Origin of the sequence: Mesorhizobium sp. YL-MeA3-2017 (assembly GCF_030814575.1) — a bacterium.
GTDB lineage: Bacteria > Pseudomonadota > Alphaproteobacteria > Rhizobiales > Rhizobiaceae > Mesorhizobium > Mesorhizobium terrae.
Genome location: NZ_JAUSVH010000002.1, coordinates 133,647 through 155,033, shown reverse-complemented (window position 1 = coordinate 155,033; position 21,387 = coordinate 133,647). Strand labels below are relative to the sequence as shown.

At 58.2% G+C, this 21,387-nt stretch carries 17 protein-coding genes and 1 pseudogene; 2 read left to right on the top strand and 16 right to left on the bottom strand.

Annotation, left to right across the window (positions count from 1 at the left end; all coding sequences use genetic code 11):
* Nucleotides 1-38: 38 nt before the first annotated feature.
* The 8 genes and pseudogenes from QFZ88_RS26885 to QFZ88_RS26850 form a co-directional block, all read right to left on the bottom strand.
* Complete coding sequence (locus QFZ88_RS26885) at nucleotides 39-2,768, bottom strand: molecular chaperone (RefSeq protein ID WP_179654287.1); 2,730 nt, start codon at nucleotides 2,766-2,768, stop codon at nucleotides 39-41.
* 498 nt (nucleotides 2,769-3,266) lie between these two features.
* Nucleotides 3,267-3,697, bottom strand: a pseudogene (locus QFZ88_RS26880) (chloride channel protein); the annotation flags it as partial.
* Nucleotides 3,698-3,726: 29 nt separating this feature from the next.
* A complete protein-coding gene (locus tag QFZ88_RS26875) occupies nucleotides 3,727-4,599 on the bottom strand; it encodes an ABC transporter permease (protein ID WP_179654289.1) in 873 nt (290 codons plus the stop codon).
* Nucleotides 4,592-5,485: an ABC transporter permease gene (locus QFZ88_RS26870; RefSeq protein ID WP_065997309.1), complete on the bottom strand. Its 894-nt coding sequence runs from the start codon at nucleotides 5,483-5,485 to the stop codon at nucleotides 4,592-4,594. Before QFZ88_RS26870 ends, QFZ88_RS26875 begins: the two co-directional genes overlap by 8 nt.
* Entirely contained in the window at nucleotides 5,482-6,531 is a 1,050-nt protein-coding gene (locus QFZ88_RS26865) for an ABC transporter ATP-binding protein (RefSeq protein ID WP_179654291.1), read from the bottom strand. The genes QFZ88_RS26870 and QFZ88_RS26865 overlap by 4 nt, the downstream gene beginning before the upstream one ends.
* A 13-nt stretch (nucleotides 6,532-6,544) precedes the next feature.
* Nucleotides 6,545-7,675, bottom strand: coding sequence for an ABC transporter substrate-binding protein (locus QFZ88_RS26860; protein WP_065997312.1), 1,131 nt, complete (start codon nucleotides 7,673-7,675; stop codon nucleotides 6,545-6,547).
* Between the two features lie 156 nt (nucleotides 7,676-7,831).
* Entirely contained in the window at nucleotides 7,832-9,790 is a 1,959-nt protein-coding gene (locus QFZ88_RS26855) for an FAD-dependent oxidoreductase (RefSeq protein ID WP_179654293.1), read from the bottom strand.
* Entirely contained in the window at nucleotides 9,783-10,145 is a 363-nt protein-coding gene (locus tag QFZ88_RS26850) for an AraC family ligand binding domain-containing protein (RefSeq protein ID WP_179654295.1), read from the bottom strand. Before QFZ88_RS26850 ends, QFZ88_RS26855 begins: the two co-directional genes overlap by 8 nt.
* 336 nt (nucleotides 10,146-10,481) lie before the next feature.
* Here QFZ88_RS26850 and QFZ88_RS26845 point away from each other — a divergent pair, with 336 nt between their 5' ends.
* The gene (locus QFZ88_RS26845; RefSeq protein ID WP_179654297.1) at nucleotides 10,482-11,060 is read left to right on the top strand and encodes a helix-turn-helix domain-containing protein; all 579 of its coding nucleotides are present in this window, start codon (nucleotides 10,482-10,484) and stop codon (nucleotides 11,058-11,060) included.
* A gap of 279 nt (nucleotides 11,061-11,339) precedes the next feature.
* Here the strand turns inward: QFZ88_RS26845 and QFZ88_RS26840 are convergent, their stop codons facing one another.
* The 8 genes from QFZ88_RS26840 to QFZ88_RS26805 all read right to left on the bottom strand — a co-directional run bounded on the left by QFZ88_RS26840 (nucleotide 11,340) and on the right by QFZ88_RS26805 (nucleotide 20,305).
* Nucleotides 11,340-12,269 (bottom strand): electron transfer flavoprotein subunit alpha/FixB family protein, encoded by a 930-nt coding sequence (locus QFZ88_RS26840; RefSeq protein ID WP_179654299.1) that lies wholly within the window; start codon nucleotides 12,267-12,269, stop codon nucleotides 11,340-11,342.
* A gap of 25 nt (nucleotides 12,270-12,294) precedes the next feature.
* Nucleotides 12,295-13,044, bottom strand: a complete 750-nt coding sequence (locus QFZ88_RS26835) for an electron transfer flavoprotein subunit beta/FixA family protein (RefSeq protein WP_179654300.1) — start codon at nucleotides 13,042-13,044, stop codon at nucleotides 12,295-12,297.
* Between the two features lie 222 nt (nucleotides 13,045-13,266).
* Nucleotides 13,267-14,745 carry an NAD-dependent succinate-semialdehyde dehydrogenase gene (locus QFZ88_RS26830; RefSeq protein ID WP_179654302.1) on the bottom strand — a complete coding sequence of 493 codons (1,479 nt, stop codon included), beginning with the start codon at nucleotides 14,743-14,745 and terminating at the stop codon, nucleotides 13,267-13,269.
* A 30-nt stretch (nucleotides 14,746-14,775) separates the two neighbouring features.
* Nucleotides 14,776-16,206: an aldehyde dehydrogenase family protein gene (locus tag QFZ88_RS26825; protein ID WP_065997328.1), complete on the bottom strand. Its 1,431-nt coding sequence runs from the start codon at nucleotides 16,204-16,206 to the stop codon at nucleotides 14,776-14,778.
* Between the two features lie 57 nt (nucleotides 16,207-16,263).
* Nucleotides 16,264-17,103, bottom strand: a complete 840-nt coding sequence (locus QFZ88_RS26820; RefSeq protein WP_065997330.1) for an ABC transporter permease subunit — start codon at nucleotides 17,101-17,103, stop codon at nucleotides 16,264-16,266.
* A gap of 3 nt (nucleotides 17,104-17,106) precedes the next feature.
* Nucleotides 17,107-18,042, bottom strand: coding sequence for an ABC transporter permease (locus QFZ88_RS26815; protein ID WP_307420770.1), 936 nt, complete (start codon nucleotides 18,040-18,042; stop codon nucleotides 17,107-17,109).
* A gap of 4 nt (nucleotides 18,043-18,046) precedes the next feature.
* Nucleotides 18,047-19,165: an ABC transporter ATP-binding protein gene (locus QFZ88_RS26810; protein ID WP_179654306.1), complete on the bottom strand. Its 1,119-nt coding sequence runs from the start codon at nucleotides 19,163-19,165 to the stop codon at nucleotides 18,047-18,049.
* A gap of 36 nt (nucleotides 19,166-19,201) precedes the next feature.
* The gene (locus QFZ88_RS26805; RefSeq protein ID WP_179654308.1) at nucleotides 19,202-20,305 is read right to left on the bottom strand and encodes a polyamine ABC transporter substrate-binding protein; all 1,104 of its coding nucleotides are present in this window, start codon (nucleotides 20,303-20,305) and stop codon (nucleotides 19,202-19,204) included.
* Nucleotides 20,306-20,702: 397 nt separating this feature from the next.
* Here QFZ88_RS26805 and QFZ88_RS26800 point away from each other — a divergent pair, with 397 nt between their 5' ends.
* A complete protein-coding gene (locus tag QFZ88_RS26800) occupies nucleotides 20,703-21,314 on the top strand; it encodes a dimethylsulfonioproprionate lyase family protein (RefSeq protein WP_179654310.1) in 612 nt (203 codons plus the stop codon).
* The last annotated feature ends 73 nt before the right edge of the window (nucleotides 21,315-21,387 follow it).

Genomic DNA, 21,387 nt, shown 5'->3' with positions numbered 1-21,387 from the left:
TACATCCAGGCCGCCGATTGTGTGACTGATCGTCCGGCTCAGGACGCATGGGACATGAAAGACACTCCTACAATCGGAGTCGAAGGCAGGTCCTTGGAGCGCATTGTGGCAAGCTGTTCGTAAATGCCGGCCCATTCTCCAGCTGGCCCGATCGTAAGTCCCTCCGAAAGCTGCGTCGTCTTGTATCCGAATGAGCCTCGTCCGTCGTGGTCGTACTCGTAGATGTCCACCGTGGCAGGTTCGAGCGGGTTCCGCTCCAAGCCCCAGAAGTAGAGTGGGCTCAGGGCTAATGCGCGTCCGCCCGGCGGGTCGATGAGGTAGACGATCTCGTCCGAGAAGGGATGCTTCCCGCTGTAATCGAGCACGTCTACAAAGGTTTGAGATGGGCCGTGTAGTACGCGGAAAATTCCGGCATATGACCCCGCGTTAAATCGCTTGGCGACCACACCTTCAAAGACGCCCAGCCGTCTCGTCTCGAAAACGCGAGCGACTTGGTTGGCCAACAGGCTGAGGAAGCCAACCCAATCCACAGCTTGCCTGCGCCCGTGCTTTCCGGAATTGAGCCCAGCTATCCAACTGTCAATCTGTTCCATGTTCTCCGGCTTGATGAGGGTGGAGAGGGGGGAAGCGAAGTCAAGCCTTGCCTGGTTACCGCTTAGGCAGGTCTTTATAAGTCCCCAGAGAGGGCCGGCGGATCGCTGGGTGAAGCCCTTGAACAGTCCGCCTCCAGCTTTGCTGGAGCATAAGTCCATATAAGCGATGTAAGCAGCTAGCGTGAGGAGGGAGTCTGCGGCGTCACGACCTTTCTGCTGCCGTCGCTCCGAGTCCATTTCCGAAATGAAACGTGCCAGCGGGGCTGCCACCGGATACGGCAGGTCGGACAGCAGCTCTGAAAGTTCCCGCCAACTAGATGATCGACTCCGCTCTTGGATCATCTGCACGTCAGCACTGTCTACGAATGAACACGAGGACGCACTCGTGCCAAAGTCGAAACCGAGATACGTCGCGCTGCCCGCCTCTTCGGATGCGAACGTCATATCTATGTGAAAAGGCCTACCTTCTGCGACAACTCCATCCGAGCGATCGCTGCGGCCGTAAATGAAACGGGGGATTGCAGTGCCGTCGTCCCGCACCGTGAGTTCTACCTCGATGGCGGCTGCGAAGCGGGCATTCTTCGGGGTTACTGCGCGAGTGTCCACGATGTTGTGCCGCGCCTCAAGATCCTCCGGGTCGAAGGACGAGCGCATGAAGAAGTACTCGAGCACCTGCCTCGGCGGACTGTTCAGCCGGATCTTCCACAACAGCGGAGTGCCAACCAAGCCCCGCAAGCTAGTTGCGGATGGTAGCAAGACTCCAGCGTCCAGCCCATCAGTTGCTGCATCGGCAAGATCCGGCGTCATCGCGCGTGCTCGCCGTACCTCGACCTCGCCACCATCGGGCCGCAGTGAGAGACACAGCCGATTGTACGTAACGGCGCGGAAGTCTCCTTGGCCCTCGGTAAAGAACCGGCGGGCGCATTCCGTTGCCAAGCCTTTGGCAACGATCTCCTGGAAATTCTCGCTGAGCTGAAGAATTTGCGCGTGCGGAAGGTCGGTCTTGCCGACATCTCTTTCGAGAAGTTTGGCTAGCCATCGAATGTTAGATGAACCGCCAGATAGCAGTACGACGGATATGTCTTGGCCCTTCAGCTCCCTCGAAGCACGCTCGATCGTTTTTCTAACGGCGTCGCGCAACTTTGCCGTCCATATTCCCGACTCGAACGTTTGCCTCAACAGTCCGGCGTCGAGGTTTATATTGCCGATCCGCGATTCCGGGTCATATGGGTTCACCGGCACAGATATGGGGAATGGCGCCAAACCAGAAAGATCCGCCGCAAGGTTCCAGTTTGCTATCGAATTGCAAACGGAGAGCTTCGCAATTTCGACAGAATGCAAAAGACGTCTGTAGTGCCGATAAAAAACTTGCTGCCGTTCGGCAACCTCGGCCAAATCGTCAGGCGTCTTTATCCTATCGGCGATTTCTAGAGACTTCCTAACGTCGCCGCGGATGGTCCTGTCGACCGCCTTCATTAGGAGGTCGGCAGCGAGGAGCCGGTTGATGTAGAAGCCCCCGACCTGAACCGATTTTGCGCTGAGCGGGCGCGAATTTGTGCCAGACTGGCTGACGTCGCCAGCTTTCGTCGTTTCGATTACGGAAATGTCAAAGGTTCCGCCGCCAAAATCTAACACGAGAGCGATATGCTTGCGCTGTTCGGAGATGACCGGATGTCGGAGACCATATCGGTAATACTGGAACACTGCGAACGGCTCGGGCAAGAAGTCAATCTGATCGAAGCGCCCCTGAAGGACACGACGTATGGCGCGGCGGTAGTTGGAAAGCCAGTTCTCGTCAGCCATATTGATGCCGCTAAGAGCAAGTGGCTCTGCGATCAAAATGCTTTTTGGGAGCGGACGTCCTTGGCGCTCTAGCCAGCCATTCACTTTCGAAAGAAGCTCGCGAAAGAAATCCTGCGCTATGCCTACAACGGTCGTACGTGGAGCAAATGGCGAGTTGGCCGTGCGTCTGGTGACAGCGTCCGGATCGTGCTGACCGAGTTCGATCTTGAAATCTTCGAGGAGTTGCTCAGGTGCTTCGCACCGCTCCCGTGCATCGAAACCTATGTGCGGCCTCTTGTCCGAGCCGTAATAGATTGCAGTCGGCACAACAGTTCGGCCATCAATCTGGGCCAGGTTCACGGACGAAATAAAAGGAAGCTTCTTATTGGACAACCACTATCCCCTTGAGAATATTCGGCATTGATGAACGGACCTACTCCATCATGGGGGCCTTTGTCTTCAGAAAAAGCCCTGCAAGTTGTTTCACTCATGAGCCGAGCGTAGGCAGACGTCCCAAGCATATCGATCGCGTTCTGCATGTCGCGGCTCGCCTGCCGTCAAACGCATTCGTTGCAATAGCTAAGGACCTGCCCGTCTACTCCACGCACCGCCCAGTTTAATCCGGGTTCGGATGATTCTACCGTTGCATAAGATTGACAGCATGGGGGACGACAGTACGCCGCTAGCGGATGTTGAAGTTCTTCGAGTAGCTAATGCCATTCGGGATAGCGGGTTGCGGCACAGCTCATCCTTTAGCACGCGAGCTTTCGGCCGAGGCATGATGTTTGCTGATGCCGCCTGCCCAAGTGAAACTCTCTTTCAAACCGCAAAAGAAGGATGCTGTACCTGTCAGGTTCCGCCCTCAGCCGCCACGACCAGCGTGAGCGGGGTGCGCCGCATGACTTTCAGCGCGAGCAGCGAAAACAATGCGCTGACACCGCCACCGATGACGCGCAGGCGAGCACCAGCGGCCAGTCATGAGCGAACGCCACCGTGTCCTTGGCGACGCCGAGATAGGTGTAGCTGCCGGGCAGCTCGAGCGACTCGGGGCCGGCCAGGATATGCCGCCTTCAGCACCAGCCCGTTGGTGCGCGATTCGTAGGCGCGGTCCATCTCTTCGAAAACGATGCCGGCGAGCGGCGTGTTGAAGGTGGCGGCGAAGCCCGCCGGGATCAGGCCGCGCGCCTGCGCGATGCCGCCCCAGCACGCCGCCTGCAGCATCAGCGAAGCGCGGACCTGCACCGTGGGCCCTTCGCGGCCGATGAAGCGCCGCAGAACAGGCCGATGACGATCAGCGCGATCTCGCCCCCAACCAGCCTGAGCGGTCGGGCTCCAAGGGTCCGGTATCTCATCATTGCACGGTCGGCTTCTTCTTCGTGCGGAGACTGCGGCTGTAGCCAAACAGAATGACCATCAGGCTGAGGAGAACCACAGTAAGCAGAATGACCGCGGCGACCGCCAGCCTTGGCGTTCCGGCCGACCTGAGGGCCAGCCACATGAGAACCGGCAGGGTCTGCGTGTCCCGCGTCGTAAGAAAGAGCGCCATGTAGAATTCGTTGATCGAAATTACGAACGCAAAAAGTGCGCTCGATAGTAGCGCAACGCTTACTTCAGGGAGGACGATCTCGAAGAATGTGAGGTGCGGGCCAGCTCCGAGATCGGACGACGCTTCGAGCGTGCTCCGGTCCAGCGAAATGAAGGCGGTCTCCATCAGCATGAACACAAGCGGCATGCCCCACAACGCATGGCTCAATATAACGAGAAAGCGGGAGCCAAAAATGTCGTGGCCGAAAATCTGAACGTTCCCGAATGTAACGGCGACCCCAAGTCCCAACACCACGCCAGGCATGAAGAGCGGGAGCAAGATCAACAACGATAGAATCTTGCGCCCGGCCATGGAATGCTGAGTGATTGCCCATGCTGCGGCCGTCCCGGCAAGCGTGGAAAGGGCGGTGGCTCCAACGGCAATGACGACGCTGTTGAAGAGTGCATCAACGTATTGGGGGCTGCTGAAGAAATCGCGATACCAGCGGACCGACCAGGCTGTCACGGGAAACCGCAGCAGGTTGCCATCGCTGAAACTCGTGACGACTGCGATTACGATCGGAATGAGAACGTATATCGCCACACAAACGGCAAGGAGCACGCCGGCGGTCCAAAGCAGCTTTTGTTCCGCGCCGGTATGTTTTGTGATCCGTTCGGCTGCAACGCCCGCCTCAACCACGGCCGGGTTCCTTTCCGCCGAGCAAGCGCGCTCCTATCATCAATAGGAGAACCGCGAAGACCATCGCAACGGCCATCGCGGACGCCATGGGCCAGTTGGAACGGCCTATCATCTGTTCCTGGATCAGTTGTCCAACGGTCCACAGCGTGTCAGGACCAAGGGCGGAGGGGGTCGCGTAGATCCCCATCGCCCAGATGAAAGCCTGTGAAAGGGCCAGGACGATGCCGCGCCAAGTGAGGGGTAACAGCACCTCGCGGAAGGTGATAAGCGGAGAGGCTCCGAGATCGGACGAGGCCTCCAGCAATTGTTTGTCTTGCCGATCCATAACGGACAGCAAGATGAAAAACGAAAACGGGAGAATGACGTAAATCAGGCCGATGAAGGCGGCGCCTTCGGTGTACAGAAGGCTGATCTTTTCGTGCAAAAGACCGGTGGATACCAGCGCATAGGAGAGCAACCCGTTGCGAGGCAGGAATAACCACCAGCCGAAGATGATTGAAATCTCGGAGATCAGCAGCGGGCACAGCATCATGCCAATGATCGCTAGCCGCCATTTGGCGGGCTTCAGCCAAACAATCAACGCCAGCACGTACGCCAGAACCACCGATGCCACCGAGGCCACCACCGAGAGAACGAACGTGTTCCAGACAGCTTCCCGGATAACCGGATCGGTAACGAGGTGGGCGTAGTGCGTGGCGACGAAACCGTCGATGTAGAATTTTGGCGGAACCCAGTCGTTGAAGCTCATGCGAATGACTGAAAACATGGTCCTGCCGAAGACCAGGATGACAATCGCCAACGCCGGCGATATCAGGATCCAGGGGATGAGTTGCGGCAGAACAGAAGCTTTTGGAATTGCGCTCTTTGAAGACGAAATGCCTCTCACTGGAAGCACCTCATGTCTTCCTGAAGCCAGGATGCGACAGCGGCATCGCCCGGCCCGAAGCCAAGTTTGCTGGAACTGTCACACACCAGCGATAACCCGCTTGCCTGAACGTGGTAGCGGTAGCTGCCGCCCAGATATTCCACCATCTGGACCGTCGCCTTGAGCTGATTGGGCAGACCCTCAGAGGCCTTGGGGAGAAGACGGACGTGGCCGGGTCTGACATAGATCCGCCATTCGCCGGGGCCGGGCGGTGCACCCAAGGTCAGGGGGACAGGTTGGCCAGAGGAATCGAAGACCGCGCGACCGTCTATGCGAACGGGAAGGCGGCACGATTCTCCCATGAAGGTGAAAACGAACTCGTTTGCCGGGTGACGGTAAACCTCCTCGGGCCGGCCAATCTGTTCGATCTGCCCTTTGGCCATGACCGCAACGCGATCCGACATCGACATTGCTTCGCCCTGGTCATGTGTCACGAAAATTGCGGAAAAGCCCAATTCCTCGTGAAGCCGCTTGATTTCCGCCCGCAGTTGAAGGCGCAGCGCCAAATCGAGCGCCGACATCGGCTCATCGAACAGAAGCAGGGTCGGCCGAACCACCAATGAGCGCGCGAGCGCGACACGCTGTCTTTGCCCTCCTGACATCGCGGCCGGGTACCGGTCCTCATATCCAGAGAGAGCAACGATGGCGAGTATCTCGCGGACCCGCCTTTCGATCTCCGGCTGGGGCACCCTTCGCATGCGAAGACCATAGGCAATGTTCTGCGCAACGGTCTTATGCGGGAAGAGTGCACCATTCTGGAAAATGGTCGCGGTGTCGCGTCCGTAAGGCGGGCGATCGTTCACTGTTTCGCCGCCGATCCGGACGGTCCCGGAGGTAGGCTTTTCAAACCCGCCAACGACGCGAAGCGTGGAAGTTTTTCCCGATCCCGAAGGACCGAGGAGAGTAACGAACTCTCCCCGTTCGACCCTCAGCGACACGTCGTTGATAGCGACGATGGTTCCATATGTCAGGCTTATCCTGTCAAGCTCGAGCGCGGCATGGTTCATTTGTGGTGCTCATTCAGCCTGCGGTCGTCCTGCTGATGGTCTCCTTCATGCGGTTCGAATAGACATCCCAATTCGCACCGAAGACTTCCCAGCCCTTGAGGGTGAACAAGCTGAACGTCTTGCGTATCGCCTCGTCCGACGTCGGGTAGTCGGGCCAATGCTTGGGTGCCGTGAGGTCTCGCCTCGACATGAAGTCAGTGGAATTTTCAAGGAACCTCTGCTGGGTATCCTTTTGAAGAAGGTAGGCCTGGAATTTGTCGGCCAGGTCGGAGTGCTTGGTGCCGCGAACCTTCATGAACCAGTTGGTATACGAGGACGTGCCCTCTGCCGGGATCTTGATCTCGAAGTCGCTGCCAAATTCCTGCATGAAGCCGTAGGCGTCAGCCGAGTAAATGGAGGCGACCTGGGCCGTCTCCTGGACCAGCAGGTTCGAGAGTTCGGCGCCATCCTTGTACCACTTGGCGACCTTGAGCTTATCGAGTTCCTGAAACAGGGCCTCGACATCCGCCTGGCTGCCGAACAGTTCGTCGATGCCGGGCTTCTGTTTGGAAAGAAGGGCAGGAATGCACAGGTCCCAATAGAAGGACGCTGCATCAAGCGTGGTTTTTCCGCTCGCCGCCGGATCCCAGAAGCCCTTCCAGCTGTTTGCGTTGATGCCGGATGATTTCGCGACCGCCATCCACAGGGAGCCGCCGCCGAAAGGCACGCCGAATTTCTTGGCGTCGCCGCGGAACTCGTCAAACCATGGCAAGACTGCATCAAAGCCGGGAATTTTTGAGCGGTCTGTCTCAAGAAAGAGCTTTTCCGCCAGACCGGCAGCGGATGTATACTCATCGGCTATCGTCAGATCGAACGGCGGATTGTCGGCCGGCGCCGCCTTGATTTGCGCAACCATCTGGTCCCATCCGCCGGTGGTTTCGGCCTTTGTGCCGAACTGTTCGTTGAAAGGATCGATGACGCTTTCGCGGAAACTCCGCTCGTGATTGCCTGACCATGAGACGACAATCAGGGATTCGCCGGCGAATGCCGATTGCGCGGCCGCCGGCGACGCGCGACCGATCATGGCCGGTGCGGCCAGAGCGGTGGCGCAAACCAGTGTGCCCTGGAGTACACCGCGTCGTGTGACCTTTTGATCGAAGTCCATTATTTTCCTCCCTTGGAATTATCAAGGACACGCCCCACGCGAGCCCCGATTCACCGAACAGACATTGCGAGCGGGCGATCCTCCGCTTCACACGTCACTAAGCGGCCGCGGTCAAAGAGCTTCAGCCTCCTTGCCGGAGCCGCCTCTTGATCACGCCTAGAGCGCGGCCCCGATCTTAAGACCGTCATAGACAGCCTCCTCCGCGGTGCGTGGCGCCAGGCAATCCCCCGCCATGTGAACCTCGATTCCCAACCCCGCGAGATCCCGTTTGAGGCCGTCGACCGGCCGATGTCCAAGACACAGGATCAGCATGTCCATGTCTTCGAAGATGATCGGTTCACCGCTTGCGGTGTGCTGCATGTAGACGGTGCGGGTGTCGGCGCCATACACACGCGCATAAGGCGTGACCCGGACCTGCAGCTTGTGCAATTCGGCAGCGATGTTGTCGCGCACGTAGAGGGGAAGCATGGCGCCCGCGTTGGTCCCGTTCAGGGCCAACTCGACAATGCTGCCGTCCTTGGCCAGCATTTCCGCAAGCCCTGGGGCTATCCAGTCACCACGCCAATCCGCGATCACCACCCGTCGGCCCGGTTTGACTTCCTTCCTCAGGATTTGCCACGCATCGACAACCTGGATGGAATCGTCGACGGGAAGCTCCGGAACATAGGGCCTGGCGCCGGTGGCGAGGATGACGACGTCGGGGGCCTCTCGCGCGACCAATTCACGATCCACTTCGACGCCGCGGACGACGCGCACCTGCTGTTGTTCGAGTTCGCGACTAAGGTTGGTTATGATGCCTCCGAATTCGGCGCGGCGAGGAAGAAGCTGCGCCAATTTCGCCTGTCCGCCGAGCTGGCTCTCCGCTTCATACAATGTCACCTGGTGGCCGCGTTTAGCTGCCGTTATGGCTGCTTTCATTCCGGCCGGGCCACCGCCAACAATCATGACGTTTTTTGTCGGCCGGGCAGGCTCGAGCGATCCGAAACGAAGCTCCCGACCCGTCTCCGGGTGCTGGATGCATGAGATCGGGTAGCCTCGGTGAAAATGGCCGATACAGGCCTGGTTGCAGGCAATGCAGGCGCGGATATCATCCGGTCGGTTTTCGCGCGCCTTGTTTGGCATTTCCGGGTCGCAGATCAGTGCGCGGGTCATGCCGCACATATCTGCCGAGCCACTGGCAATGATCGCCTCCGCTTCGTGCGGCTGATTAATGCGACCGGCGACAAACACCGGTATCGTCAGCGCGTCCTTGATCCGCTTGGCGTCCGAGGAAAGGTAAGCGTTCTGATAGGCCATTGGCGGCACGATGTGGATCGCCCCTCCGACCGAGGCGGACGTGCCTGCCGTTACGTTGACATAGTCGAGCAAGGGCTCCAGATCGATGCAACATTCAAGGACCTCGTCGGCGACCAGGCCAGCCTCATCCCGTTCGTCCGCGCTGATGCGCATCCCGATCACGAAATCGTCGCCGGTTGCAGTTCGCATCGCGACCAAAGCCTGCCTGAAGAAGCGAAGCCGGTTGTCGAGGCTGCCTCCGTATTCGTCGGTGCGTAGGTTTACCCTGGGGTTCAGGAATTGCGCGGGCAAATAACCATGGCTGGCGACAAATTCGACCCCGTCCAGGCCTGCCTGGTACATGCGCCTGGCAGCCGATCCATAGCCATCGATAATGTCCTTGATGAGCTCCTGATCAAGCGCGCGAGGCATGACGTGGAACCGCTCATTGGGTGAGACCGACGGTGCATAGGCGACGGGAAGAAGGCCGTCGCTGCTTTCCATGATTTCGCGACCGGGATGAAAGAGCTGCGAGAAGACCGCACATCCCTCCGCATGGCAGGCATCCGCCAGCCTGCGATAGCCGTCGACGCATTCATCATCCGTCGCCATGAGCATGTGCGAGGTGTAGCGCGCCGTCTCATGCACGCCGGCGACCTGCGTGATGATAAGTCCCGCACCGCCCTTGGCTCGAGCCTTGTGATAGGCGATCAAAGCGTCATTGACAGTGGCATCGGTCGGCATCGTGGTATCGTGGCCGGTCGAAAGAATGCGATTTCGAATGACCTTTCCGCGAATTTCCAGCGGCGAGAAGAGGCCCGGAAAAAGCTGGTCAGCCATTGTCCGCTCTTTCGGCGCGCTGCCTCCAATCGACGGGAGAGAGCGCGTAGAAGACGGTCGCGCCGTCGCCCTCATAGTGAAGCGGAGTGTGAGCCGGAATCCACAGAACATCGCCGGGCGCACATTCGTGAACGGCATCGCCGACCCGAAGTCTGAATGTGCCTTCCAGGGTGACGATCAATTCATCGTAGAGAACCGTCCAGGCGATCGAGCAGCCATCGAAGCGGGCAACGCCGGCGCCCATGGATTTGCTCAGTCCTGGCCCAACCAGGCGGCTGATCGACGCCTTATCCGAGCTTTCCCCATACGGCTCGAAAACACGATCGCTGCTTTTGAAATGGACAACGGCGGACACGCCTAACTCCCAGCCCGACGATCAAACTTTTGGCATCTAACGTAGCTGAGAGTAAAAAATCAACAGAAATATTTACTAAACTGACAGATGCAGCAGGATGTGCGGAGGTGCGCATCGTGTCGGGACCGCGCTGCGCGTCACGCACTTTGAGATCGCTGACAAGGCAATCGCCCATCAGCCTGGCAAGGCTCTCAGAGCCGGAGTGCGGCCCAGCAGGCAGATCCATGGTGACGGACCTTGCTCGCCGCCGTATGTCTAACTCGATACAATGTCGCGATTCCGTACTTTGGATCAAAGCGCGATGGGGTCGCTTATGCGGGAAACGGGGATGCGCGCATGAAAGAAGAGTCCGAGCCGAGCGGCAATCCAATTCTCGGGGATCGCATCCGGGGATTGAGAAAGCGTCGTAAGCTGACCCTTTCCCAACTGGCCGAGCAGTCCAACCTTTCGCCCGGATATATCAGTCAAATCGAGCGAAGCCTCGCCTATCCGTCGATTCCCGCGCTCGTGAAAATCGCGTCGAGCTTGGGCGTGACGGTCCAGTGGTTTTTCTCCGGCTCCCTGGAAGTACCGGCAGCGGAACGCGGCTACGTTGTGCGTGCCCAAAACAGATTGAAAATAGAATATGAAAAAGGATTTGTTGACGAGCTCCTGACCCCGAAAATGAGCGCCCAAGTCGAGATGATCTACTGCCGAATGCCTCCCGGTAGCGAGAGCGAGGAAGCCTATACACACGATGGCGACGAAGTAGGCTTTGTCCTGGTCGGCGCGCTCGATATCTGGATCGGCGAACGATATTTCCAACTGGCGCCGGGAGATAGCTTCTCGTTCTCGTCCAAAGAACCCCACAGATATCGAAATCCAGGCGAGGTCGAGACAATCGTTCTCTGGGCCATCAGCCCGCCAGCATTTTAGCCAAGTCTGCGGTCCGAACGCCGCGAGTCAGCGCGGAGAGACCGGCTGCGCAGGCTCTCCACGGAAGTACCGGCGGGGTGGCGCGCGAACGGGCTGCAGCGCCACGCAGCGCCCTGTTGGAAGGCGCCTATGCCGATCGTCCGAGCCCGTCGGTCTAAGCGCATACCATGGAAACTGGTTTATGCGCCGCGCTTCAAGTCATTGCCTGACGCATGTCGTCGGCGCAAACCGAGGCCACGTTTGCGCGGCATTTATTATGCGCCAACTTCGGCAGACAAGTCAGAGCGCCTTTTCAAGCTCTGGCAGCACGTCGAAGAGGTCCGCGACCAGCCCGTAGTCGGCGACCTGGAAGATCGGCGCGTCCGCGTCCTTGTTTATCGCGACGATGACTTTCGAATCTTTCATGCCAGCCAGATGCTGGATGGCGCCGGAGATGCCCACTGCGATGTAGAGATCAGGGGCAACGACCTTCCCGGTCTGGCCGACCTGCCAGTCGTTCGGCGCGTAGCCTGCATCGACCGCGGCGCGCGAGGCGCCGACGGCAGCTCCGAGCTTGTCCGCGACCGGCAGGATGACCTCCTTGAACTTCTCCGACGAGCCCAGCGCACGGCCACCCGAGATGATGATCTTGGCCGATGTCAGTTCCGGGCGCTCGGACGAAGCGATCGCATCGGAAACGAAGGTTGAGAGGGAGGGATTGGCTGCCGCCGAGACGAGCTCGACGGCAGCCTGGCCGCCTTGGGAGGCTGCGGAAAACGAGGCTGTGCGGACGGTGATGACCGTTTTGGCGTCGCTCGACTGAACGGTCTGAATAGCGTTGCCGGCATAGATGGGACGCTTGAAGGTGTCGCTGGAGACGACCTCGACGATTTCTGAGATCTGCATGACGTCGAGGAGAGCGGCTACCCTTGGCATGACGTTCTTCGCGGAGGCGGTGGCCGGAGCGACGATCGTGTCGTAGGCGCCCGCCAGGGAGACAATCAGGGCGGCAAGCGGCTCGGCGAGATTATGCGCCAGATCCGCGTGATCGGCTAGCAGCACCTTGGACACGCCGACAAGCCTGGCGGCGGCATCTGCGATCGGCTGCGTGTTCGATCCAGCGACGAGAATGTGGACGTCGCCACCGATTTGCGACGCTGCCGTCAATGCCTTGGCGGTCTGATCGGAGAGCGAGCTGCCATCGTGCTCTGCAAGAAGAAGAATTGCCATTGTGCGTTTTCCTTTTTCGACCTGATTACAGAACGCCGACCTCGTTCTTGAGCTTCTCGACGAGCTCAGCCACGGATTTGACCGCTATCCCCGGCTTTCGTCCCGATGGCTCTTCGGTCTTCAGGACCTTGAGACGGGCCGCACCGTCCACGCCGAATTCGGCCAGCGTCTTCTTGTCCAGGGGCTTCTTCTTGGCCTTCATGATGTTCGGCAAAGAAGCGTAGCGCGGCTGATTCAATCGAAGATCGGCGGTGACGATCGCCGGAAGCTTGACGGTGATGGTTTGCAAGCCGCCATCGACCTCGCGTGTAACCGTTGCGGCGCCATCGGCGAGTTCAACCTTCGACGCAAACGTTGCCTGACCCCACCCGAGGAGGGCCGAAAGCATTTGACCGGTCTGGTTGGCATCATCGTCGATCGCCTGTTTTCCGAGGATGACGAGATCCGGCTTTTCGGCCTCCACGACCGCCTTGAGGACCTTGGCGACCGCGAGTGGCTCCATGACCTGGCCGGTCTCCACCAGGATCGCGCGATCCGCTCCCATGGCCAGCGCCGTGCGCAGCACCTCCTCGCATTTCGGCTCACCGATGGAGACAACGACGATTTCGACCGCCTTGCCTGCCTCCTTGAGCCGCAGGGCTTCCTCTACCGAGATTTCATCGAACGGGTTCATCGACATCTTGACGTTGGCGAGCTCGACGCCCGATCCATCCGGTTTGACCCGGATTTTTACGTTGGCGTCGACAACCCTTTTGACGGGGACGATGATCTTCATGGACTTCTCCAAACCTTGCACAATGTCATTTCCGGTGCCTAGGCTTAGGGGCGCGACCTGCGTAGCGCCCTGGCACCGGTCTTTGTCAGCCCCATCTCTATCGCTCCAGCATTCTTTGGCGTTTCAGGCGGATACGACGAGACGGCTCCCAAGCGTAAAGCCCAGGACTGTTCCGCCCCAACCGGTAGAAGGGCAGGGGTTCTCTGCCCCTTTCCAGGTCGGTCACACGTTCAGGCACAAATATTTTATCTCGATGTAGTCTTCTATTCCGTATTTCGAACCTTCCCGGCCCTGGCCGGACTGCTTGATACCGCCGAAGGGCGCGACCTCGGTGGAGATCAGGCCGGTATTAATGCCCACCATGCCGTATTCCAGCGCCTCGGCCACACGGAAGATCTTCGAGACATCTTTCGAGTAGAAATAGGATGCCAGGCCGAATTCTGTGTCGTTGGCCATTTCGATGACCTGCTCTTCGGTCTCGAATCTGAACAGCGGGGCGACTGGACCGAATGTTTCCTCACGGGCGATCTTCATCTGCGCGGTGACGCCGGTCAGGACTGTGGGTTCGAAGAACAGCCCCCCCTTTTCATGCGGCTTGCCGCCGACCGCAACCTTGGCACCCTTTTCGGTCGCGTCGGCGATGTGCTCCTCAACCTTTTCAACAGCCGCCCTGGTGATCAACGGGCCGGCATTGACGCCGGCTTCGAAGCCGTCGCCGACTTTCATTGCAGTGACCTTTTCAACCAGTCTCCTGGCGAAGGCATCGTATACGCCGGCCTGAATGTAGAGGCGGTTGGCGCAGACGCAGGTCTGGCCGTTGTTGCGGTACTTTGAGACCATGGCGCCTTCGACGGCGGCATCGAGATCGGCATCGTCGAACACGATAAAAGGCGCGTTGCCACCGAGTTCGAGGCCGAGCTTCATGATCTGCTCCGAGCCCTGACGCATCAGGATCTTGCCAACGCCGGTCGAGCCGGTGAAGGTCAGTTTCCGGACCTTACCGTTTTCCGTGAATTCCTTGCCGATCGACGAGGAATCTGTGGATGTGATGACGTTGAAGATGCCGGCAGGGAGGCCGGCGCGTTGAGCGAGAAGCGCAAGTGATAGCGCCGAGAGCGGCGTTTCGGCGGCAGGTTTAGAGACCATGGCGCAACCCGCGGCGATGGCTGGTGCGAACTTGCGCGCCAGCATTGCGTTGGGGAAGTTCCACGGGGTGATCGACGCAACGACGCCCACCGGCTGCTTGATGACAATGATGCGCTTGTCCTGCTGGTGGCCCGGGATGGTGTCTCCATAGACGCGCTTTGCCTCCTCGCCAAACCACTCGACATAGGATGCGCCGTAGAGGATTTCTCCCTTGGCCTCGGCCAGCGGCTTCCCCATTTCCATCGTGAGGATCGCGGCCAGATCATCCGCGTTGGCAACCATCAGGTCGTAGAGAGCACGCAGCGCCGCTGCGCGCTCCTTGCCCGTCTTGCTCGCCCATTGCTTTTGCGCCTTGTAGGCGGCGTCGATGGCGCGGGCGGTTTCCGCGCGGCTCATGTCGGGCAGAACGGCGATCACTTCACCGTCGGCCGGATTGGTCACCTCGAAGGGCCTGCCACTGTCACTTTTGTCGACCCATTCGCCCGCGATCAGCGCCCTGTCGATGACGAGCGAAGGGCTCTTGAGCTTGGAAAGCAGCTTATCGGAGATGGTCATCGATGGGGTCCCGTGCTGGCGTTCCACATCTCACTTGCCATAGCCGACGATGCTTTTGATTTCGAGGAAATCATGAATGCCGAAGTCAGCATACTCACGGCCGTTGCCTGATTGTTTGTAGCCTCCGAACGATGCGGACGTATCCCAATCAGGATAATTGATATAAACCGACCCGGCTCGCAGCTCCGCCGCGACGCGGCGTGCCGTTTCAATGCTGCTCGACTGAACATAGGCGGCAAGGCCGTAAACAGTATCGTTGGCGATCCGGATGGCGTCCTCCTCGTCTTGATAAGGAATTACGGACAGAACGGGCCCAAAAATCTCTTCGCGCGCGATTGTCATCTCCGGTGCAACGTTGCCGAATATAGTCGGTCGAACATAGTATCCGCGGTTGAGATGCTCGGGACGCCCAAGTCCACCAGTAACGAGGGTCGCGCCTTCCTCAATGCCGGTCTGTATCAGGCGTTGAATTTTCTCGTACTGAACTTCGCTGACAACTGGGCCAAGGTCGCTTTCTTCCGCCTTCGGATCGCCAGTCCTGAGAGCCTCCGCGGCTACACGCGCGACGTCCAGGGCCTCATCATGTCGTTCCTTCGGCACCAGCATTCGGGTCGGAGCGTCACACGATTGACCGGTGTTGCTGAAGCATCCCTGAACCCCCTTGGCGACTGCGATCGAGAAATCGGCATCTGGCAGAATGATGTTGGGGGACTTGCCACCCAATTCCTGAGCCACGCGTTTGACTGTGTCGGCCGCGGTCTTGGCAACGATGATCCCTGCCCTGGTCGATCCGGTAAAGGAAACCATGTCAACGTCCGGGTGACCTGCCATCGACTGGCCAACATCTGGGCCAGTACCGTTGACCAGATTGAATACGCCCCTTGGAACGCCGGCGGCATCCATGACCTCGGCAAAGATAATGCCGCTGATCGGAGCGATTTCGGACGGCTTCAACACAACCGTACAACCCGCGGCGAGAGCGGGCGCGACCTTGCAGACGATTTGGTTGAGAGGCCAATTCCAGGGCGTGATCAAAGCGCACACGCCGATCGGTTCCTTCACAACGGTCGTGGTTCCACGCTTTTCCGCGAACTCGTAGGCCTCAAGTGCTGCAATGGTCGACTCCATGTGAGCCTGCCCAGCCGCGGCCTGGGCCTCGCGCGCGAATCCGATTGGCGCACCCATCTCATCGGAAACTGCGCGGGCGATGTCTTCGAAACGCTCGTTGTATACCTGTAGAACTCTTTTCAGCAGAATGAGGCGGTCGGCTTGCGACGTCCTTGAGAAGGTTGAAAATGCCGCCTTGGCGGCAGCTACGGCTTTGTCGACGTCCGCCTTGCTGCCAGCGGAAATCTTCGTAAACGCCTCTTCAGTCGCCGGATTGACGACGTCCAGTGTTGCAGCTGAGACGGGATCGACCCAAGCGCCATCGATATAGAATTTGAGGTGGTTTGAACGCATGTGAAGCTCCTGTTGTTCTGAGAAATTGTCGACGTTGAAGTTACTGCGTCCTGGGGGTCAACCACCTGCAGCGGCTGCAAGGTGAGCGTCGCGCTCTCGCTGTCGTTCGCTCCGAGCCATCAATATGCCAGCAATGCCAGCGCAAACGCCTACGATCACAATGATTAGCGATGCGAGCGCATTAATATCGGGCGTTACACCAAGCTTCACCTTCGACCAGATCAGTATGGGCAGCGTGGTGGCGCCGGGTCCTGTCGTGAAGTTGGTAATGACCACGTCATCCAGTGAGATGGTAAACGCCAAAAGCCACCCTGACACGATTGCCGGCGAAATGACTGGGAGCGTCACGTCCTTGAGGACCTGCCAAGGCTTGGAGCCGAGGTCCATGGCCGCCTCCTCGATGGATATGTCCATCGAGGAAAGGCGAGATTGTACGATCGTGGTCACGAACGTGAGTGAAAATGTAATGTGGGCGATGGTGACCGTCGTAAAGCCCCGTCTGCCTGGCCATCCGATATACTGTCCCATGAGAATAAAGAGCATCAGCATGGAAATACCGGTGATGACCTCTGGCATTATCAGGGGCGCCGTGACAAAGCCCGAGAAGACGGTGCGGCCCCGGAAACGTCTGAAACGGGCAAGCGCGATCCCGGCCATCGTGCCAAGGATAGCGGCCACGGTGGCGCTGACCAAAGCAATCTCCAGCGATAGGATCGCTGCGTTTATGATTTGCTGGTTGGCAAAGAGTTTGAAATACCACTCGGTCGAAAATCCGCCCCAAACTGTCACCAGCCTCGACTTATTGAACGAAAAGAAGATCATCGAGAACATTGGTACGTAGAAGAAGATAAAGCCGACGAGCAGACAGACCTTCAAGAAGTGATGCTTCTGCTGCATGGTTTAATCGTTCTCTTGCCTGGCTTGCGCCTTCGCCTCAAAATGGGTGTAGGCCATCATTGGAAGGACGAGCAGGAGGAGGAGTGCCACTGCCACGGCCGCCGCCATTGGCCAGTCGCGCGCCGACGAGAACTGGTCAGAGATCACCCGGCCGATCATCGGGTCGTAGGCATTGCCCACAAGGCTCGGGATTACGAGCTCGCCTGAGGCGGGGATGAAGACGAGCAGCCCTCCCGCAACGATCCCTGGGATGGATAGTGGCAGTGTGACGTCGCGAAACACCTGGCTCGGACGAGAGCCAAGATCCATCGCCGCCTCGTTCAGTGTGTTGTCGAGCTTTTCGAGGTTGGCGTAGACCGGCAGGATCATGAAGGGGAGGTAGGTGTAGACCATCACCAGGACGACCGCGAAATTCGAGTTCATCATGGGGATCGAGGTCAACTCCAGGGCCTGCGGAGCCATGGAATTCCAGATCGCGGTCATGCCCTTGTTGAACCAGCTGTTTGACCCCATCAGTCCTATCCAGGCGTAGACGCGGAGCAAAAATGAAGTCCAGAAGGGAAGAATGATCAGGACCAGTAAAAAGCGACGCCATTCACGGCTAACCCGCGTCAGGCCAAGGGCCATTGGATAGCCCAATATCAAGCAGGCAAACGTCGCAAGCGCGGCATTGTAGATAGAAATGAAGTAGGCGCGTATATAGAGAGTGTCAGTAAAAAGTCTCGTATAGCTGTCCAGATATGTCCAGGGAAATTCCGGCTTGAACGCGAATGGCGGTGATGCCGGAGCTGTTTTACCCAAGCTGATTCCGACAATTATTAAAAAAGGAACGAAGAAAAAGACAAACAACCATAGGTAAGGTGTGGTGATGATTATCTGTCGCCAGCCATTGCCGTTAAACCAACGGGACAGCATAGATGTTCTGCTGATGTCTCTCATGGCTTCATTCTCGCAGCAGGACGACCGACGAGGATTCAAAGGAAAGCCAGACTTCGTCCTCCCATTGCGCAACCCGCACGCTGTCCGCCGGTCGCCGGACATTGACATTGTTGACCTGCACGACGGCGCCCGTGGCAAGCTTGATGCGGTAGAGCGAGTCCTTGCCAAAATAGGCCAGGTCATCGACGGTACCCTTGACCGCATTAACGCCGCCGGTTGGCGCCTCACCCGTGATGTGGATCTTCTCCGGCCGGATTGCCACCTTCACCGCCTCACCTGCCGTAAGGCCGGGGTGCTCGCGCGCCTCAAGCGTCACGCCCAGTTGCGGCACCTCCACGCTCGCGGTTCCGTTGACGGACTTGATGCCGCCGTCGAACATGTTGATCGAGCCGATGAAGCCCGCGACAAATGCGCAATTGGGATACTCGTAGACTTCGGTCGCCGAGCCGATCTGGCGGACGACTCCCTTGTCCATCACTGCTATACGGGTTGCGAGCGTCATTGCTTCTTCCTGGTCGTGGGTAACAACCACGAAAGTAATGCCGGTCTTGTATTGGATGTTGGAGATCTCGAACTGGGTGTGTTCGCGCAATTTCTTGTCTAGCGCGCCAAGCGGCTCATCGAGCAAAAGGACCTTCGGCTGCCTGGCGAGCGAACGGGCCAACGCCACCCGTTGTCGTTGGCCGCCCGAGAGCTGATGCGGTTTACGGTGTCCGAGTTCGGAGAGCTGCACCAATTCCAGCATCTGCCGGACACGGTCCTTGCGCTCGAGATCGGTCATTTTCTCGTGCTTCAAACCATACCCGACGTTCTTGTCCACCGTCATGTGCGGAAAGAGCGCGTAGGACTGGAACATCATGTTCACCGGCCGCTCGTAAGGGGGGACGCCGGTCATATCGCGTCCGTCGATCAAAATGCGGCCGCTGGTGGGGGTCTCAAAGCCGGCGAGCATTCGCAGCAGCGTGGTCTTGCCGCATCCTGACCCGCCGAGAAGGGCGAAAAGTTCGCCCTTGGCTATGTCGAGCGAAACGTTTTTGACCGCGGGGATTCCTGCGAAAGATTTCGTGACGTTGTCTATTCTGAGGAACGCGTTGTCCGGGGTTTGAACGCTACGCTGAATCATACTTGCCTCTACGCCTGGGGAACTGGGTTGGGCGGTTCAGCCGGATTTCACGTCTGTCCAGATGCGGGTCATCAAGCGCTCTTGCTCTTCAGTGACCTTCCGCAGTGTGGTGAGCCGGGTCATCGTCGCGCTATCGGGGTATATCGCCGGGTTTGACGAGATCGCGTGATCGACCAGAGGCAAGGCCATTTTGTTGGCGTTGGCGAAATGCGTAAGGTTCGTGCACTGCGCAGCAACTTCAGGTTCGAGAAGATAATTTAGAAAGGCATGCGCGCCGGCCTTGTTGGACGCATCGGCTGGCATTGACCAACAGTCTACCCATGCCAGCGATCCAGTGTCTGGGACAAAGTAAGCAAGGTGGAGGCCTATTCCAGCTTCCTTGGCTCGAGCCTCCGCGGTGGCATAGTCACCTGACCATGTGTTGAAAACGCAAAGCTCCTTGTTGGGGACGGCGTTGAGCAGATTCGTGTTGTCAAAGGTGCGAATATATTTCCGTATCGGCTTAAGAACCTCCGCGGCAGCTCTATAGTCCGCTTCGGTGGCCGTGTTGGGATCTTTCCCGAGGTACTTAAGCACCATGAAGAAGACGTCGGTCGGAGAATCCAGCAGCGAAATGCCGCAATCTGCAAGCTTCTCGGCGTTCTCGGGCTTGAGCAGAATATCGAGTGAGCGCATGTCGGCGTTGGGCAGCCGTTCCTTGACCATGTCAACATTGAAGCCAACGCCTGCCGAACCCCAAAGATAGGGAACGCTGTGCTGGCTCTCGTGATCCCATCCTTCCGTAATTTTGAGTATTTCTGGATTCAAATTGCCCCAAAGGGGGAGGAGAGACCTGTCCAACTGGCCGTAGACTCCGGCCTTGATCATTTTTGGTAACGTTTGGCCACTTTGCACGACAAGGTCGTAGCCTGTCTGACCCGCTAGCAGCTTTGCTTCCATTTCTTCGGTCGACGAGTAGGTGTCGTAGTTGACCGAAATGCCGGTCTTCCTTTGGAAATCCTCAACAGTCGTTGCACCGATGTAGTCGGACCAATTGTAGACGTTGATCGTCCCTTCTGCGCGCGCTTTGCGTACGAATGGCGCGCTTAGCAGTGTTCCGCCGATCAGCGACAGTGCAGTCCGCCTGGTCAAATCTTGCATTTTTCGTTCCCTCCTTTTGCTTCTCGCTTTGCCGCTAAGTCAGGCGCGCTACTTCCGAGCGCGAGCTGCATAGGACGCCGGGATCAGGCCCTTCCGCTTCCGTCCTTGGTTGGCGATGAAGGCTGCCATTTGCGGACGAGGTGTCTTGGCGCGACGTATCAATGGTTCCTCCGACGGCAAGTCATCTTTTCCGCTAGCTATTGCGATCACACTTAAAGTCATATTAAGTGAGGGAACCTGTGGCAAGGAAAATTTTTGATCTGGCTACGCGACGCCGAAAGAGATGCAGAATCCCGTTCTCAACTTTTCACCGGCGGACGTTGGAGAGCCGACTTCGGACCGTGAGGAGCGACGGCTGAAAAAGAGGACGCGCTTGAGGGCAAGAGGAGTGAGGTCAATGACGCAGGCTGAATTGGCGAATAGTGTCGGTGGCTTTTTCAAATTCCTGGATAAGGAGTTCGATCGGAGGTCGCGGGAAAAGGCTGATGTGAAGTCCATGTATCAGCGCGTTTTTCGCGGCGTGCCCGATACGTTTTCCGCATTCCAGAACGTGAAGCCGATCCGCCAGCCGGTATGCAGTCACCTGGAGGAATGCTATCGCAGCTTGGACAAAGCGGGCGAAAATATCGAAGGGCTGGTTGCGAGCTTCCGAACAATCGAACCCTATCTCAATTGGTATACCCATTTCGTTCACAGCGATTCACCAACGCCAACGGACGAATATGCCGAGGCGATTATTTTGGGGCCTACCGGGCTCGTTTGGAGCGATAAGGTTGAAGTGGGTATCTCGGTGATGGCGCCGAGGGCGAGGTACCCCGACCATCGCCATCCTCCCGAGGAACTATACATCGCGCTGTCGAAAGGCGACTGGCGCCAAGAAGACATGCCCTGGTTCGAGCCTGGCATAGGAGGGCTCGTCTACAATACTGGCAACATGAGACACTCGATGCGCTCCGGACCGGTGCCGCTGTTTTCGGTCTGGTGCATGACGTTGTCAGCCGAGCTGTAACCACCGTGCGATTAAAGAAATAGCTTGCTAGAGAGACTTCTACTTAATATGGTGTTAAGTCCAGTTTGGGGTA

Bases quoted from the DNA above. Each gene is read 5' to 3' on its own strand.
- QFZ88_RS26855 (WP_179654293.1), bottom strand. From the start codon at position 9,790: ATGGCTGACCAGCTTTTTCCGGGCCTCTTCTCGCCGCTGGAAATTCGC.
- QFZ88_RS26845 (WP_179654297.1), top strand. From the start codon at position 10,482: ATGAAAGAAGAGTCCGAGCCGAGCGGCAATCCAATTCTCGGGGATCGC.
- QFZ88_RS26835 (WP_179654300.1), bottom strand. From the start codon at position 13,044: ATGAAGATCATCGTCCCCGTCAAAAGGGTTGTCGACGCCAACGTAAAA.
- QFZ88_RS26800 (WP_179654310.1), top strand. From the start codon at position 20,703: ATGACGCAGGCTGAATTGGCGAATAGTGTCGGTGGCTTTTTCAAATTC.
- QFZ88_RS26865 (WP_179654291.1), bottom strand. From the start codon at position 6,531: ATGAACCATGCCGCGCTCGAGCTTGACAGGATAAGCCTGACATATGGA.
- QFZ88_RS26830 (WP_179654302.1), bottom strand. From the start codon at position 14,745: ATGACCATCTCCGATAAGCTGCTTTCCAAGCTCAAGAGCCCTTCGCTC.
- QFZ88_RS26860 (WP_065997312.1), bottom strand. From the start codon at position 7,675: ATGGACTTCGATCAAAAGGTCACACGACGCGGTGTACTCCAGGGCACA.
- QFZ88_RS26810 (WP_179654306.1), bottom strand. From the start codon at position 19,165: ATGATTCAGCGTAGCGTTCAAACCCCGGACAACGCGTTCCTCAGAATA.
- QFZ88_RS26820 (WP_065997330.1), bottom strand. From the start codon at position 17,103: ATGCAGCAGAAGCATCACTTCTTGAAGGTCTGTCTGCTCGTCGGCTTT.
- QFZ88_RS26825 (WP_065997328.1), bottom strand. From the start codon at position 16,206: ATGCGTTCAAACCACCTCAAATTCTATATCGATGGCGCTTGGGTCGAT.
- QFZ88_RS26840 (WP_179654299.1), bottom strand. From the start codon at position 12,269: ATGGCAATTCTTCTTCTTGCAGAGCACGATGGCAGCTCGCTCTCCGAT.
- QFZ88_RS26815 (WP_307420770.1), bottom strand. From the start codon at position 18,042: ATGAGAGACATCAGCAGAACATCTATGCTGTCCCGTTGGTTTAACGGC.
- QFZ88_RS26805 (WP_179654308.1), bottom strand. From the start codon at position 20,305: ATGCAAGATTTGACCAGGCGGACTGCACTGTCGCTGATCGGCGGAACA.